This is a genomic window from Vibrio lamellibrachiae, assembly GCF_050337265.1.
Lineage (GTDB): Bacteria > Pseudomonadota > Gammaproteobacteria > Enterobacterales > Vibrionaceae > Vibrio > Vibrio kyushuensis.
The window spans coordinates 653,667-667,989 of the sequence record NZ_JAKJSU010000004.1; the positions used below are offsets into that span (position 1 = coordinate 653,667).

A 14,323-nucleotide genomic window follows, 5' to 3' on the forward strand; every position below is an offset into this window, starting at 1 on the left:
ATTCCATGTTAACGGGGTTTTTCTTCTTCGCAAGTTGTTCTTAAATGGTAACAAGACAAACACTTAGGAGAAAACAATGATCAAGCTATATTGGCACCCTATCTCAGGACACGCCCACCGTGCACATATGCTATTGAGTATGCTCAAATTGGATTTTGAGTTGATTATGGTTGACTTGCCAGCAGGCGAGCAGCAACAGCCAGAGTTTTTGACGCTTAACCCCTTCGGGCAGGTCCCGGTGTTGGTAGATGGCGAAACGGTGATTTCTGATTCTAATGCGATATTGGTTTACCTAGCCAGTATGTATGATAAACAACAGAAATGGCTTCCTCATACGCCTAAAGAACGTGCACATGTAGAGCAGTTTCTCTCGCTAGCCGCTTTCCGGTTAGCTGGCTCAGTAGCCAAACTACGTGCAGCTAACCTATTCAATCGCAGTATTGACAGTGACACGTTAACTAAGGAAGCCAATAAACTATTTGAGCAGTTACAAGGTTACCAGAAAAACCGCCAATGGTTGGTGGGAAAGGAACCTAGCATTGCTGACTTAGCACTATACAGTTACATAAAGCTAGCCCCAGAGGGTGGCGTAAGTTTAGCCAACTACCCAGCCTTACAAGCTTGGATTCTACGAATAGAAGCACTGCCTGGTTTTGTGCCAATGCAACTAACGAATGTAGGGTTACGTGCGAAAACACAAACTGGTGATACGGTCGAAGCCACGTTATAGACAGAAACCATTTAGAGTCGACAGCTTAAATAACACTCATGGCAGCTAAGTTTATGTATATCGACTTGGAAGCAGGGTAGTGAACGACCTTTAAGTTGGACATTTGAAGTTGTTGAAAAAGGTAACCCTGCTGTGGGATTCAACCCTTGGGTCATTTTGATGATAGAACCAAATGATCAGATGTGAAAAAGCCCTGCAAAAGCAAGGCTTTAAAATGTGGCGGTGAGTGAGGGATTCGAACCCTCGATACGTTGCCGTATACACGCTTTCCAGGCGTGCTCCTTCAGCCACTCGGACAACTCACCGTATTGTTGTTAACGTTGTGCGTTAACGAGGCGCTAATTTAATGATTCTGTGCGACTTGGTCAAGCGGTATTGATAAAAAAAACCATCATCATTGATCAAGTGCTTACTAATTGACACGAAAGCGCATTTTTTCTACAAACAGTTAAGCTTGTTGGCAATAACCCGGCACTTTAAACCACTTGCGACACATATCTAAGAAGTAGCCGTACAAAACACCCATTCCACAAGAAACAACTGCATTACTAGTCACGGCCGTAACGATTTGGTCGCTTGATGCGCCAACTACAAATAAAATTGCAGCGTATACTGGCGATTGAAAGAGTACGTAAGCTAAAAGGTCAGCAACATTCTTAGCGACTCCTGTATCTGAAATACGGCGCCCTTGTCTTAATACAAAATCTCTAAACATCCCATAAGGCCATGCAATTGCTATGTTCACAGGAATAGAAAGTGTTCTGGAAGCTAACGATTGCTCAAAAGTCATACCCGAAATAAAGATCTCAATGATCATACCCGATACAAAACAAAAAACGACCATCGCGAATGTATCTGCCGCTGCATGGCGAATACAAAAAGGAGCACGAGCTTTCATTACCTTCCTCTACAAAACAATAAACTGCCTAACTGACATGTTAACAATGAAATAAACCAGTCAATTCATGATGACTGGTTTATATGACTATTAAAACACAAGTTTTGTAGTGGTACATTTCAAACATCTTTAATATTGGTAAATAAATAACTAATATTCAGATAAAAACTAGAGGTTCAAACTAGAAAACGTGCGATCGCGCATGTTTTGAACAAATCAGGGCTACAAACTGAAAGTTACTTACAGTATTCAGCCAGCATGACAGTAACAACATCAATATCCGTGGTTTCAGGCAACTGCTCTAAATTTAACTTATGGCGGATATCAGCGAGCTTATTCATCAGTACCTCATTTTCACAGTCATTAAGCACTTCAATGATGCTATCAATAGCATCTTTAGCCCTTAAATACTGGTTATTGTCGAGATCGATATAAAGCCGTACCAACATCTCTTCTGATAACGACCTATCAGTAATAACTTTTGATTCTGCGTGGAATTGATAGAGCTTCCCTGCGTACCGATAAAGTGCATCGTCTAATTCAGATTCATCAATCGGTTTCGAAATGATGTAATCAACGCCTGCACCTAACATTCGCTCTCGAGTATCTTTAAATACATCAGCAGTACAGCCAAATATCAGTATCTGAGAACTGGCCCCACTCATTGATCTAATTCCCGATGAGGCTTCAACGCCATCCATCACAGGCATGTGATTGTCCATCAGTACCAAGTCATATTGGGTACTGGCTACTGACTGCAGAGCTTGCTCACCATTCTCTACACAATCACATTCGAAACCTTTAGCCTTCATGAAAGTTTCGATAATAATTGTATTGGTTCTATTGTCTTCAACGATTAGGACTTTCAAACCCTCATAGTTCAGTTTTCGGTGTACCTGCATCTCTACCGAACCGGCCGTTGTGGATTCAATAGACAAGCCCACATCAAAGCTAGTGCCTATTCCTACTTCACTCGTCACTTCTATATAACCGCCATTTAATTCTACAATCTGACTAACAATAGCCAAACCTAGTCCGGTTCCACCAAAGCGACGCGTGGTACTCGATTCAGCCTGTTCAAACGGTTTAAAGATTCGGGTCTGCGCTTCTTTAGAGATCCCTATTCCGGTGTCTCTTACCTTAATAATAAGTTGAAGTTGATCATTGATGACTTGCTCTTTCAAGTAGACTTCAACAAACCCTCGAGAGGTGAATTTCACTGCATTGTTAATAAGGTTAAATAGTATTTGTCTGAGCCTTGCTTTGTCCGCGATGTACCAGCGCCCTGCAGGTATTTCTGAATAGACTTTAAATTGAAGCCCTTTTTCAGTACACAATGTGTGATAGACACTGTTAATACTGCCAATTATGGATTCAAGTGGGAAAGCCGTTCGATCGAACTCTAAGTGACCTTGCTCAATTTTAGAGAAATCGAGAATCTCGTTAAGCAACGTCATCATGTGATCGCCTGAATCGTACAGACTATTCATATGTTTACGCTGATCTATGGTGAGATTGTCTTTTAACAAGATTTGCGCGGTACCGAGTACACCATTCATTGGCGTACGGATTTCGTGTGATAAGGTAGCTAAAAAGGCACTCTTCGCTTTCGTTGAAGCTTGAGCTTTTACTTTCTCGGCCTCTATATTAAGTGTTTTTTGGTTAATGGTTGTAATAAGCCGGCGTATTTCATCGTTACTTTTGTAACTGACCTCTATGATGCCGCCCTCTTTTGAGTCGTCGACTTTCTTAGCAATCAGAATGATCGGTTTAATTAGGTATTGATTAAGTAGGTAATAGCCCGCCATAACACAGAGCAACAAAATGGGAATGATGCCTAGTTCTACTTTAGACACCAAGTCGTACACGTCATCATTGACCGTTCGTTTTGCATTCACAACATCAACCGTCCAATTAAAACCACCGAATTGATGTGTACTGATATAGATAGTCTTAGATTTTTTAAAATTATACTCGGTAATGACTTCATTAAAGCTGTCTCGAAGAATCACACCTAGATCATACTGCTCTGCATTTTCTTGGACAAAATCAATCAAATCAACGAGCGATAAATCAACCGTCGCGACCCCTGCAAACTTCTGATCGATGTAATACGGCGATGTGGCTGTGATCATTTGAACATGAGTGTATGCATCAATATAAACTTCTGACCAAAAAACACTTCCCGGAGGCTGGTCTACCGCCACGGTATACCAAGCTTCGTTATCATAACCGCCGGCCTTAGGGTTATTCCAAGACTGGATTTTATCTACTTTTCCATCGCTAGCTCGATTGTAAAATAAGCTCATATACGCGATGTTAGGGTCGATAGTATGTGGTTCAGGCCATACCCCCCCACTAACAGCAACGCCATCAAGGTTACTGAATAAAGACAATAGAATACTGGCTTGAACGGCTTGGGAGTGATTAGCTTCACCAAGACTGGCGATACTTTGGAGAACACCGATTGAACTGTTAAGTGGCTCTTCTAGTTGTGCAGAAAGTAACTGAGTTTTTAAATCCAAGTTCTGCTCTAGCTTTGCGCGTACAGGCGGTTCAACCACGAGATAACTCACAGTGCCTATCGTTGCGATGAAAAAGCATAGGTAGACCCCAAGGGCTAAAATACTTTTCCTTTTTAAGGAGGAGCTTATTTCCATATAATTACTTGAATTATTTTCCGTTTATTAAAAATTATAGTGAATATTATCTAGCATCAAGTCTTTTTCGTTAGTATGTGAGTTGTTACTATAGGAATAACATTAATACCAAGCAATGGTACCTACTTTGACTTTAGAAAATATCCTCTCTTTGCCTGAGTTTGAAGGGAAGCTTCTGAATGAAGCTAAAACACAAGGCTTTGTCGCTTCAATGGCAGCAGCACCACATATACTTCCACCCGAAGAGTGGCTACCGTTTCTATGGGGTGGTGAGGAAGTTGCACCATTTAGCGACGGAGAACAACTAGAAAGCTATATTGAGCTTGTTATTCAAATGTGGAACGCATTCCGCCCTGCTCTACTTGAGGGAAACTGGGAATGGCCAATGCTTTGTACATTAGACGATGAAGACATTGTGTCTGAACAAACTCGCGATTTTTGCGAAGGTATGTTGCAAGGCTGGCAGCTAGCACGTGATGATTGGGAAACGATCATGCCAGAGCAGAGTGAAGATAATGCCCTGCTTGGTGGTGTTTTGCTTTCGCTTAGTATGCTTTATGACCCAGCAACGTCGATAGCAACATTATCAGAACAGGGTATTGAAGGTATGGAGCAGTTTGAAGAAATTTTTAATGCTATTCCAGTCATGCTCTGTGGACTAACCCAGCGCGGTGTTGCTCTAGTCGAACAACAGTAATCGTTTAGATTTAGAGTTGTAGTTATAAAATATAACTCTAAATAAACTGGCCTTCTCACTTTGTGTATATAACACGAATTGCAACGAGCTAGGCCAGTATTCACTATGCTACTGATTGAACTCTCTACTGGTTCATTTCTTTCCAGTTAAAGCTATCAATTCGTTCATCTGCAATATAAAAAAGTTGCGCCCCTGATGGAATATCTCGGCTCAGCTGAGGATTCAACTCAATACCGTTACCGGAATCCATCGCAATAAGCGTAGCGTCATGCGCCGCTTTCATAAATGTAAATACCCTATTCACATCAGTCTTAGTCGCATCGCTTGGGTAAACAGTAGAATACTGGGTCATTCCCCGCGTAGAAGCTAGCAACTCTTGATGTAATACACTTGAACCCGGGTCCACAGCAGCCTTTGCCAACATTTCAGCACCAACAGCAGGAATGCACTCAGCATTTGGGCAATGCTGGCTCAACAAGTGACTCAGAGCCTCGTCTTTAAAATAAGCGAGCAGATGAGCATCAGGATTAGTATTCGCGCTGTACAGAGCTGCTGATAGCGTGACATCATCTTCTAGATTATCAACGATGATGCAGCTGGCCTTATCGAGGTTCACTTTTTCCATCTCTTGTCCATCAGTGTAACTGGTGACTCTAACAAAACCTATCTCGCCAGGTAGCGGGTTTTCTATCTCAGAGCGACTGCATAAAATAATCGGTCTCTTTCCGTGTTCTTCGTGTTGCAGCATTCTGATTAAGTGCATGGTTCGTTGACCATTCCAGCCCAGCAACAAAATATGGTTTTCCACTCGCATTCTCCGTTTTCCTAATATACCAGCTCGCCAGTATTCAATAGCTGAACCTGCTACGCGGCCCAACATCGCCGCAAAAAGACTTAATCCACCAGGGATTATAAACAGTACGACTGCCCACTTTCCTACTTCTGTTTGAGGTGAAAAATCACCATAGCCGACAGTTGAAGCCGTCACCATTAAGTAATAGGCGAACGTAGTAAAGCTCTCCGTCAGTGCGGTTTCTCCCGCAAAGAAAAAAAGCAGCCAAGAAGTACCGACATAAACCAATGACAACACGAGTAGGTTTCGGTTGTTGATTTTGAACAGACTAGAATTGATCCATTTCTTTAGATGTAACCAAAGGGTCATCATTCATCCCAAATTAAATCTGATAACGTTAGGTATAACAGATAGTAAAAAGCCAGTCACAAGGACTGGCTTCAATAGTGTGATAGAGCTCAATTTATCTATTTGATAATTAAGCGTTGCCCTTCACTTTTATATTCAATTGTTCTGCAAAGTCGAGCATACGATTTAGCGGAACTAAAGACTTAACGCGCATAGTTTCTTCAACAAAAATCTCATGTTCTTCGCCGCCCTCACGTAATGCTTGATCGATCGCTTTTAGTCCGTTCATTGCCATCCAAGGACAATGAGCACAACTACGACAAGTTGCACCCGCCCCTGCGGTAGGAGCTTCAATAAGCTCTTTCTCTGGCACAAGCTGCTGCATCTTAAAGAAAATGCCTTTATCAGTCGCAACAATCAATTTTTGCTGCGGTAATTCTTTCGCAGCTTTGATCAATTGACTAGTAGAACCAACCGCATCAGCTAGCTCTACAACGCTGGCTGGAGACTCTGGGTGCACTAAAATCGCGGTATCTGGATACAACGATTTCATTTTACGTAATGCATCGGCTGAGAATTCATCATGTACAACGCACTCACCTTGCCAAAGCAACATGTCAGCGCCTGTTTTATTCGCGATGTAAGAGCCTAGGTGTCGATCTGGGCCCCAAAGAATAGGCTTATCTTCACTATCGAGCTGCTCAACAATCTCAAGAGCAATACTTGAAGTCACTACCCAGTCCGCACGAGCTTTCACAGCGGCAGAAGTATTAGCATATACCACGACAGTATGATCTGGATGAGCATCGCAGAAAGCTGAGAATTCGTCAGCAGGACAACCTAAATCTAACGAACATTCAGCGTCGAGTGTAGGCATTAAGATTGTTTTTTCTGGGGTTAGAATCTTGGCAGACTCCCCCATAAAACGCACACCAGCAATGATCAAAGTGCTCGCAGGGTGGCGATTACCAAACTTTGCCATTTCCAGTGAATCACCGACGAAACCGCCAGTATCTTCGGCAAGGGCTTGGATCTCAGGATCAGTATAATAATGCGCGATCAAAACCGCGTCTTTTTCAATCAGCAGTGACTTAATGTTAGCAATATAAGTTTGCTTTTCAACATCGTTCAAAGGGACTGGTTTTGGGGGAAATGGGTAAATTGTGTCAACGGTATCTAATATGTGGCTCATTGCTCATGCTCTATGCAACTTCCATGAATCCGAGCATTGTACACCCTAACGATAGGTAGGATCAAAGGTGTTTAATCTGACCTAACAAAACTTGGATTACAAATGAAAAAAGAGGCAACAAATGTGCCTCTTTTAAAGTGATTCACGATAGACAACCACGTAATTTATAGATTTTTTTCTGCTAGTTTTGCTGAAGCACTATTTGGGTATTCATCAACAACTTGTTGATAATACTTCTGTGCAGCCGCTTCATTGTTATTACGTTTTGCGATATCACCAAGCTTAACTAATGCATCTGCGCGTTTGTTTGAGTCTTTATAACTCACAACAGCCGCAAAGCTTTTCACTGCATCTTTATCTTGTTTCTTAGCAAAATAAAGCTGGCCTAACCAGTAGTGAGCATTTGAGGAGAAAGAGGAATCTGGGAAATCTACTTGAAACTGTTTTAGCGCAACGATAGCACCAGCGTAATCACGCTCTTTAAGAACGAGGTCAACAGCATTCTGATAAGCGGTTTGCTCATCAACATTGCTACTAAACGTGCCTGATGGCTGGGTATCTGTTTTATCAACAACTGGGGTTTCGGCAATTCTGATTTCACCACGAACCTTATCCAATTCGATAAAAAGTTCACGCTGGCGTTGCAACATCTGCTGCATGTCATAACTGTTTTTTTCCAGCTGTCCGCGAAGTTCACTGATCTCCATCGACATGTCATCAATCTGTTGCTGCATATTCAATTGAACACGATTTCTATTTTCTAGTAATCGCTCTAAACGTTGAATATCAGTCTCAGATGAGTTCACTGAGCGTGTAGAAGACGCTGATGTAGAAGTTGTCGCTGGAGTAGTACTGCTTAAGTCCGATACTGGAGCTGGTGCAGCGAACGATGTGTTCGCTGCACTTGCCAGTAACATAAGCGTTAATACTCGCTTTGAGTTACTGAACATGAGGCTATTCCTCTACTGTACGTATAACAGAATTAGTATACTAAAACCGAACGACGGTTCTTAGCGTATACTTCGTCAGACTGACCTAGCAGAAGAGGTTTCTCTTCGCCGTAGCTAACGATAGAGATTTGCTCAGCTTGTACACCAAGAGCTTGTAGGTAGTTTGCTACAGCTTGTGCACGACGCTCGCCAAGTGCGATGTTGTACTCAGGAGTACCGCGCTCGTCTGCGTGACCTTCGATAGTAACGTTAAGGCTAGTATCTTTGCTTAGGTAAGCTGCGTGAGCTGCAAGCATTTCTTCGTAGTCGCCAGCGATAGTTGCGTTATCGAATGCGAAGTAAATTGTTTGAGTTTCACGTAGAGCTTGTTCTTTAAGCTCTTGCTCTGTTAGCTCACCGTATGAATCAACTGGCGTTACAACTGTAGTGTCTACAGTGTTCTCTGTACCAGAAGTTGTTTGGTTAGTCTCAGTACCTGAAGCACTTGTTGCTTCGTCGCTAGAGCTACATGCTGTCACTGCTAATACTGGAAGAGCAATCAATAGACCTTTAAGAACTTTATTAAGCTGCATTATATTTTCCTTACTAATTAATACTTATTTTTTTGCTATAGAAACGGAGACCAAGCGGGAGCTCTTACACGCCCATTTGTCGCCGGTAATCTAGCTTTAAAACGTCCATCTATCGACACCATCGAAAGTACATTCGTTTCGTTGTAGATAGAACTGTAAATGACCATACCGCCATTAGGTGCAATACTTGGAGACTCGTCAAGCAATGTACTTGTTAATACTTGCATCGCACCAGTTTCTAAATCTTGTTTGGCCAAATTAAACCCTGTGTTGCTACGATTCACCATTACGAGGAATCGGCCGTCCGGTGTAATTTGTCCACCTAAGTTTTGGCTACCTTGCCAAGTCAGACGGTTGGTCGCGCCATCTGCCAAATTTACGTTATAAATCTGTGGTCTACCACCTCTATCAGAGGTAAAGATTAATGATTTTCCATCCGGATGCCAATACGGTTCTGTATTATTTGATCTGCCGCGGGTAATTTGAGTCAGTTTCTTTGATCTCAAGTCCAAAGTGTAAACTTGTAGACTCCCTGTTTTCGACAATACTAAGGCTAATTTACTTCCATCCGGCGAGAATCTTGGCGCACCATTGTGACGAGGATATGACGTTACTTTCTCACGCTCGCCTGTATATATATTCATGATAAAGATTTCAGCTTGTCCATTTTGAAAGCTTACATACGCAAGCTTTTTCGCATCTGGAGACCAAGCTGGTGACATCAATGGCTGCTTAGAACGTAACACTAAACGCTCATTGTACCCGTCGTAATCAGCCACTCTTAGTTGATATGGGTACGGGTCTTTATCTTGCACAACAACATAAGCGATACGCGTTAAAAATGCACCACGTTCACCCGTCAATTCTTTGTAAACTAAATCGGAAATGCGATGTGCGTATTCACGTAAGCGATGACCAGGTACCGTCGCTTTCTTATTAAACAGGACATGATCTTTAGACAACACTAGCTGGCCATCTGAGCTTAGTGCTTTACTTTGACCTTGTGTTAGCTGGCCACGGATAACATCGACTAACTGATAATTAACAATGTAGTTGTCGCCTTCACCTTTAGAGATCGTGCCTGTAAGTAAAGAGTCAACGCCTAATCCAGTCCAAGCATCAAAATTGATCTCAGATTCAGAGTAAGGTGTTTGCGGCATATTACTTGTCGCCACTGGGCTAAACTTCCCGCTACGTTGTAAATCTGAAGCGATCACCGCAGAAACATCGTGAGGTAGTGGTTTATCGCCTTGCCATTTAAAAGGCACAATTGCGATGGGTCTTGCAGAATTAATACCATCAGTAATAACAAGCTCAAGTGCCGCATTGGCAAATTGAACAGTGCTCGATAGTAACAACAAACATCCTAAAATTATTCGCTTAAACACTCGCTTTTCCTTATTACTGTTACAGTTCGACGGTTAGATTAATACTTTTTAACTGCTCAACAACACTAGGTTGTTCTGCAGGTAATGGAAATGAGTTAACTTGCGCAACCGCACGTTTTGTTGCGGAACATAAACGATTATCGCCATTGATTATCGAGAGTTTCCCTAACAGCGCAGTATCGCCTGCGGGTATCAAGCGAAGATTAACTCGACAAGACTTTCCCTTAAAACTCTCCTCAACCAATAAGTTTTGTTTGATCATTTGCTTATAAATCTCACCATAACGAGCGGCTTCTGATTGAGCAAATTTTGATTGAGCAGAGGAGTTACGCTCGTTTTCTGATTCCATACCAGCAAAGATATCGTTCAATGCGGCTTCTTGTTGTTTTCGCTCACGTTCAAGCTGCTCTAAACGAGCCTTTTCTTGACGCGCTTTTTCGGCTGCCTCTTTCGCTGCTTTTTCTTCTGCAATTCGTGCTTTTTCAGCTCGCTCTGTCGCCTCTTTTGCCTCTTTGGCAGCTTTCTCTTGAGCGATTCGTTCTTTTTCTGCTTTAGCAACAGCTGCTTGTTTCGCTACGCGCTGTTCTTCCGCTCGCTTGATTTCAGCTTCTTTGACTTTGCGTTCAGCTTCTAGCTTTTTGGCTTTTTCGCGCTCTTTTTTAACACGCGCTTCTTCCGCTTTACGTTCTTTCTCAACCTGAACACGCTTTTTCTCTGCTTCTCGGGTTGCTTTCGCCTCTTTAACTTGCTGCTCTTTCAATCTACGAATTCGATCTTCTTCAGCTTTACGGTTTTTCTCAAGCTGCTCACTTTCGCGTTTCAGCTTATCAAGTCGAGATTGCTCTTTTTTTGCAGCTGCTTCCCTTTGGCTACGTATTTTCTGAGCTTGTTGTTTCACTAAGTTAGGATCGATAACAACGGCATGCACCAAGTTACCACTAGGCTCTGGCTCTGACATTGTAAAATCAGTCCCCCAAAGCAGCGCGATAACTAATGCGACATGCATGGCTATCGAGATAACAATGGGGTTTAAGTAATCACTGTTTTTAGGTTTAGATTCTTTCATGAGTAATGCGGATCTTAATCCCTTATATCCGTTAACAGCCCAACCTTAGGAATTCCTGCACGGCTTAATTCATCAAGCACAAGCACGACATCTGCATAAGGAGTGGCGGCATCACCACCAACAGCAACCGGTGAGTCTGGTTTAATTGACAATTCAGCTTTAACACGAATCACGACATCCTGAATAGAAATACCGCGCTGAACTTCTTCGTCATTAACACTCAAACCTAAATTACCATCTCGGTCGATCTCGACGATGATGAAGCTGCTATCTGTATCGCCTGCTAATTCTGAAGCAGCCTTCGCACTGGTGGTTTTTGGTAGTTCGACATCAACACCTTGCGTAACAAATGGCGATGTCGCCATAAAAATGATCAGCAGAACTAACATAACATCGATATAGGGTACGACATTAATTTCAGCAGTCATCTTACGTTTTTTTGGTTGATAACCAGCCATGGTTAATCCCTACCCGCCATCGCTTGGCGATGCAAAATACTGTGAAACTCTTCTGAAAACGTTGCGTAATTATGTTCAAGCTTACCAACGTTACTACTAAATCGGTTATACGCCATTACTGCAGGAATCGCGGCAAATAGACCCATTGCTGTTGCAATCAGTGCTTCAGCAATACCAGGGGCAACCATTGAGAGGGTTGCTTGCTTCACTTCACCTAAGGCGATGAATGCGTGCATGATTCCCCAAACCGTACCAAACAAACCTATATAAGGGCTAATTGAACCAACGGTGGCCAAAAATGGGAGGTTAGTTTCTAGGCTATCAACTTCTCTTGCTACCGCTACGCGCATCGCACGGCCAGTGCCTTCCATAATAAAACCAGGTGAATCAGCATTCGATTTACGTAGACGAGCAAATTCGGTAAAGCCCGAGTAGAAAATCTCTTCACTTCCAGAGATGTCGTTCTTTCTCTTTTTTACATCTTGATAAAGTACCGCTAAATCAGTACCAGACCAGAACTTGTCTTCAAACGTTTCAGCATCTTTTGATGCTTGAGACAAAACTTTGCTGCGTTTAATAATCATTGCCCAAGAAGCGACTGACATACCCAACAAGATCAACATAACCAATTGAACTAGAATACTGGCTTCTAGTATCAGTTCTACAAACGAAATATCAGCAGTCACTTTCAGTTAACTCCAAAGCTATAGATTGAGGCATTGCTTTTGGCCTCATTTTCACAGTGTCGATACATGCTACCTTAACCAACGCTTTACACAATATCTTGCCGTCGAGATTTACGATCTCTTGACAGAAGACAAGTGACGCTTTTTTACGTTCGGAAATGGTAGTAAGTACATTTAGTTGTTCATCAAGACGAGCGCCCTGCAGAAAGTCCATGTCGACATGGCGAATCACAAACGCGATATTTTGCTCTAGCAAACTGCGTTGGGATACTCCAATGCTACGTAGCATCTCTGTTCTAGCTCGCTCAAAGTATTTGAGATAATTAGAGTGGTACACCACTCCACCAGCGTCAGTATCTTCGTAATAAACCGTGACCGGCCAATGAAAAGCTATGGCAGCTTGAGGCAAAATAATACCCATTATCAAAAACAATATTAGACGTACTATAACGCAACTTGTCACTATTAGTACAAGCGCTATCAATGGTTTTGAAGCCTCGCAGACAAAAAATTAGCGCTGCCTCAAAGAGGCAGCGCTAAGTTGGATGTTATTTCATCATTTGGTAGCAAAAATTGTATCGAGTTATGTCACTATCGTGAATCCATAACGTATATCAATTTGTTATTCGCTATCTTTATCCATCATTTCTGAGTGCTCTAACCAAAGAGCGTTAATGATGCCAAATGCACAAGCGAGTAATACGCCTAGAATCCATGCAAAATACCACATAGTAAAGCTCCTTAATAAAGTGAGTGTTTGTTGTCTTCAACATGTTTGTTATCAATGCGACCAAACATCTTATAGTAGCTCCACGACGTGTAGCCAAGGATGATAGGCACCATAACAAATGCAACCGCTGTCATCAGGCTAAGCGTAAGCTCACTCGACGTAGAATCCCACATGGTTAAACTATGACTAGGAACTAAATCTGAAGGCATAACAAATGGGAACATCGCTAAACCAGCAGTGAAGATGATACCTGCGTTCGCTAAGCTTGAAGACACAAAACCAAAGCCAGGTTTATTCAAGCGAGAGAACACAGATGCGCATAACGCACCAATAATTCCAACAGCTGGGGCAGCCCACATTAGAGGATAAGTCTCGAAGTTATTCAGCCAAGCACCCGCTTCGCGTATTACTTCTTTATTCAACGGGTTTGATGGAGCATTTGAATCAAGAACGCTTGTAATAACATAACCTTCGATTGATTGAATCCACACACCACCAACAATGAATAACACAACTAATACTAGGCCAGCGACTTGAGCAATACCGCGAGCTCGTTGACGCACTGAGTCAGTCGTTTTCATCTGCAACCATGCAGAACCTTGCAACAAGAACATCAGTAAGCTGATGACACCACAAAGTAGCGCAAACGGGTTTAGCAACCCAAAGAACGAGCCATGATACGTAGACATCAAGAAATCATTAAATTGGAATGGCACACCTTGCAGTAAGTTGCCGAAAGCAACACCAAAAATGATTGGCGGAACAAAGCCACTGATTGAGATACAAATATCCCATGTCTTGCGCCATCTTGGATCTTCAATCTTAGAGCGGTAATCAAGGCCTACAGGTCTCAACCAAAGCGCAGCTAACGCAAGGAGCATCGCGAAGTAAAACCCAGAGAACGATGTCGCATAAACCTGTGGCCATGCTGCAAATAGAGCACCAGCACCAGTGATTAGCCACACTTGGTTTCCATCCCAGTGTGGTGCGATCGAGTTAATCATGACACGGCGCTCTGTATCGGTTTTACCAATAACAGGAACCATTGCACAAACACCCATATCGAAGCCATCTGTGATTGCAAACCCAACAAATAGGACACCAATCAGTATCCACCAGATGAGACGTAACGTTTCGTAATCAAACATATCTTAT

At 42.5% G+C, this 14,323-nt stretch carries 15 protein-coding genes and 1 tRNA gene; 2 read left to right on the forward strand and 14 right to left on the reverse strand.

Going from position 1 to position 14,323, the window contains the following annotated elements:
- Positions 1-76 precede the first annotated feature (76 nt).
- Complete coding sequence (locus tag L4C54_RS03175; protein WP_428807063.1) at positions 77-730, forward strand: glutathione S-transferase family protein; 654 nt, start codon at positions 77-79, stop codon at positions 728-730.
- Positions 731-947: 217 nt separating this feature from the next.
- Here L4C54_RS03175 and L4C54_RS03180 read toward each other — a convergent pair.
- The 3 genes from L4C54_RS03180 to L4C54_RS03190 all read right to left on the reverse strand — a co-directional run bounded on the left by L4C54_RS03180 (position 948) and on the right by L4C54_RS03190 (position 4,288).
- Positions 948-1,035: transfer RNA gene (locus L4C54_RS03180), tRNA-Ser, on the reverse strand.
- Positions 1,036-1,178: 143 nt separating this feature from the next.
- Positions 1,179-1,628, reverse strand: a complete 450-nt coding sequence (locus L4C54_RS03185; protein WP_428807064.1) for an L-alanine exporter AlaE — start codon at positions 1,626-1,628, stop codon at positions 1,179-1,181.
- Positions 1,629-1,864: 236 nt separating this feature from the next.
- Positions 1,865-4,288 carry a hybrid sensor histidine kinase/response regulator gene (locus L4C54_RS03190; RefSeq protein ID WP_428807065.1) on the reverse strand — a complete coding sequence of 808 codons (2,424 nt, stop codon included), beginning with the start codon at positions 4,286-4,288 and terminating at the stop codon, positions 1,865-1,867.
- Positions 4,289-4,415: 127 nt separating this feature from the next.
- Here L4C54_RS03190 and L4C54_RS03195 point away from each other — a divergent pair, with 127 nt between their 5' ends.
- A complete protein-coding gene (locus L4C54_RS03195; RefSeq protein ID WP_428801522.1) occupies positions 4,416-4,985 on the forward strand; it encodes a UPF0149 family protein in 570 nt (189 codons plus the stop codon).
- A gap of 124 nt (positions 4,986-5,109) precedes the next feature.
- On the opposite strand, the gene L4C54_RS03200 is transcribed toward L4C54_RS03195, so the two are convergent.
- From L4C54_RS03200 to cydB, 11 genes are all read right to left on the reverse strand, one after another.
- Positions 5,110-6,147: a potassium channel family protein gene (locus L4C54_RS03200; protein WP_428807394.1), complete on the reverse strand. Its 1,038-nt coding sequence runs from the start codon at positions 6,145-6,147 to the stop codon at positions 5,110-5,112.
- Between the two features lie 109 nt (positions 6,148-6,256).
- The gene (gene nadA, locus L4C54_RS03205; protein WP_428807066.1) at positions 6,257-7,318 is read right to left on the reverse strand and encodes a quinolinate synthase NadA; all 1,062 of its coding nucleotides are present in this window, start codon (positions 7,316-7,318) and stop codon (positions 6,257-6,259) included.
- Positions 7,319-7,482: 164 nt separating this feature from the next.
- On the reverse strand, positions 7,483-8,268 hold the full coding sequence (gene ybgF / locus L4C54_RS03210; protein WP_428807067.1) for a tol-pal system protein YbgF: 786 nt from the start codon (positions 8,266-8,268) through the stop codon (positions 7,483-7,485).
- A 32-nt stretch (positions 8,269-8,300) separates the two neighbouring features.
- On the reverse strand, positions 8,301-8,840 hold the full coding sequence (gene pal / locus L4C54_RS03215) for a peptidoglycan-associated lipoprotein Pal (RefSeq protein WP_428801519.1): 540 nt from the start codon (positions 8,838-8,840) through the stop codon (positions 8,301-8,303).
- A gap of 35 nt (positions 8,841-8,875) precedes the next feature.
- Positions 8,876-10,228, reverse strand: coding sequence for a Tol-Pal system beta propeller repeat protein TolB (gene tolB, locus L4C54_RS03220; RefSeq protein ID WP_428801518.1), 1,353 nt, complete (start codon positions 10,226-10,228; stop codon positions 8,876-8,878).
- A 19-nt stretch (positions 10,229-10,247) separates the two neighbouring features.
- Positions 10,248-11,294 (reverse strand): cell envelope integrity protein TolA, encoded by a 1,047-nt coding sequence (gene tolA / locus L4C54_RS03225; RefSeq protein WP_428807068.1) that lies wholly within the window; start codon positions 11,292-11,294, stop codon positions 10,248-10,250.
- Between the two features lie 14 nt (positions 11,295-11,308).
- Positions 11,309-11,752, reverse strand: a complete 444-nt coding sequence (locus tag L4C54_RS03230; RefSeq protein ID WP_428801516.1) for an ExbD/TolR family protein — start codon at positions 11,750-11,752, stop codon at positions 11,309-11,311.
- Positions 11,753-11,754: 2 nt separating this feature from the next.
- Positions 11,755-12,438: a protein TolQ gene (gene tolQ, locus L4C54_RS03235; protein ID WP_428801515.1), complete on the reverse strand. Its 684-nt coding sequence runs from the start codon at positions 12,436-12,438 to the stop codon at positions 11,755-11,757.
- On the reverse strand, positions 12,428-12,859 hold the full coding sequence (gene ybgC / locus L4C54_RS03240; protein ID WP_428807069.1) for a tol-pal system-associated acyl-CoA thioesterase: 432 nt from the start codon (positions 12,857-12,859) through the stop codon (positions 12,428-12,430). The genes tolQ and ybgC overlap by 11 nt, the downstream gene beginning before the upstream one ends.
- 201 nt (positions 12,860-13,060) lie before the next feature.
- Positions 13,061-13,168, reverse strand: coding sequence for a cytochrome bd-I oxidase subunit CydX (gene cydX, locus L4C54_RS03245; protein ID WP_000270284.1), 108 nt, complete (start codon positions 13,166-13,168; stop codon positions 13,061-13,063).
- An 11-nt stretch (positions 13,169-13,179) separates the two neighbouring features.
- Complete coding sequence (cydB, locus tag L4C54_RS03250) at positions 13,180-14,316, reverse strand: cytochrome d ubiquinol oxidase subunit II (RefSeq protein WP_428801513.1); 1,137 nt, start codon at positions 14,314-14,316, stop codon at positions 13,180-13,182.
- Positions 14,317-14,323: the final 7 nt, after the last annotated feature.

Coding starts and splice junctions, on each gene's coding strand:
- L4C54_RS03175 (WP_428807063.1), top strand. CDS start 77: ATGATCAAGCTATATTGGCACCCTATCTCAGGACACGCCCACCGTGCA.
- L4C54_RS03185 (WP_428807064.1), bottom strand. CDS start 1,628: ATGAAAGCTCGTGCTCCTTTTTGTATTCGCCATGCAGCGGCAGATACA.
- L4C54_RS03190 (WP_428807065.1), bottom strand. CDS start 4,288: ATGGAAATAAGCTCCTCCTTAAAAAGGAAAAGTATTTTAGCCCTTGGG.
- L4C54_RS03200 (WP_428807394.1), bottom strand. CDS start 6,147: ATGACCCTTTGGTTACATCTAAAGAAATGGATCAATTCTAGTCTGTTC.
- nadA (WP_428807066.1), bottom strand. CDS start 7,318: ATGAGCCACATATTAGATACCGTTGACACAATTTACCCATTTCCCCCA.
- ybgF (WP_428807067.1), bottom strand. CDS start 8,268: ATGTTCAGTAACTCAAAGCGAGTATTAACGCTTATGTTACTGGCAAGT.
- pal (WP_428801519.1), bottom strand. CDS start 8,840: ATGCAGCTTAATAAAGTTCTTAAAGGTCTATTGATTGCTCTTCCAGTA.
- tolA (WP_428807068.1), bottom strand. CDS start 11,294: ATGAAAGAATCTAAACCTAAAAACAGTGATTACTTAAACCCCATTGTT.
- L4C54_RS03230 (WP_428801516.1), bottom strand. CDS start 11,752: ATGGCTGGTTATCAACCAAAAAAACGTAAGATGACTGCTGAAATTAAT.
- ybgC (WP_428807069.1), bottom strand. CDS start 12,859: ATGGGTATTATTTTGCCTCAAGCTGCCATAGCTTTTCATTGGCCGGTC.
- cydX (WP_000270284.1), bottom strand. CDS start 13,168: ATGTGGTATTTTGCATGGATTCTAGGCGTATTACTCGCTTGTGCATTT.
- cydB (WP_428801513.1), bottom strand. CDS start 14,316: ATGTTTGATTACGAAACGTTACGTCTCATCTGGTGGATACTGATTGGT.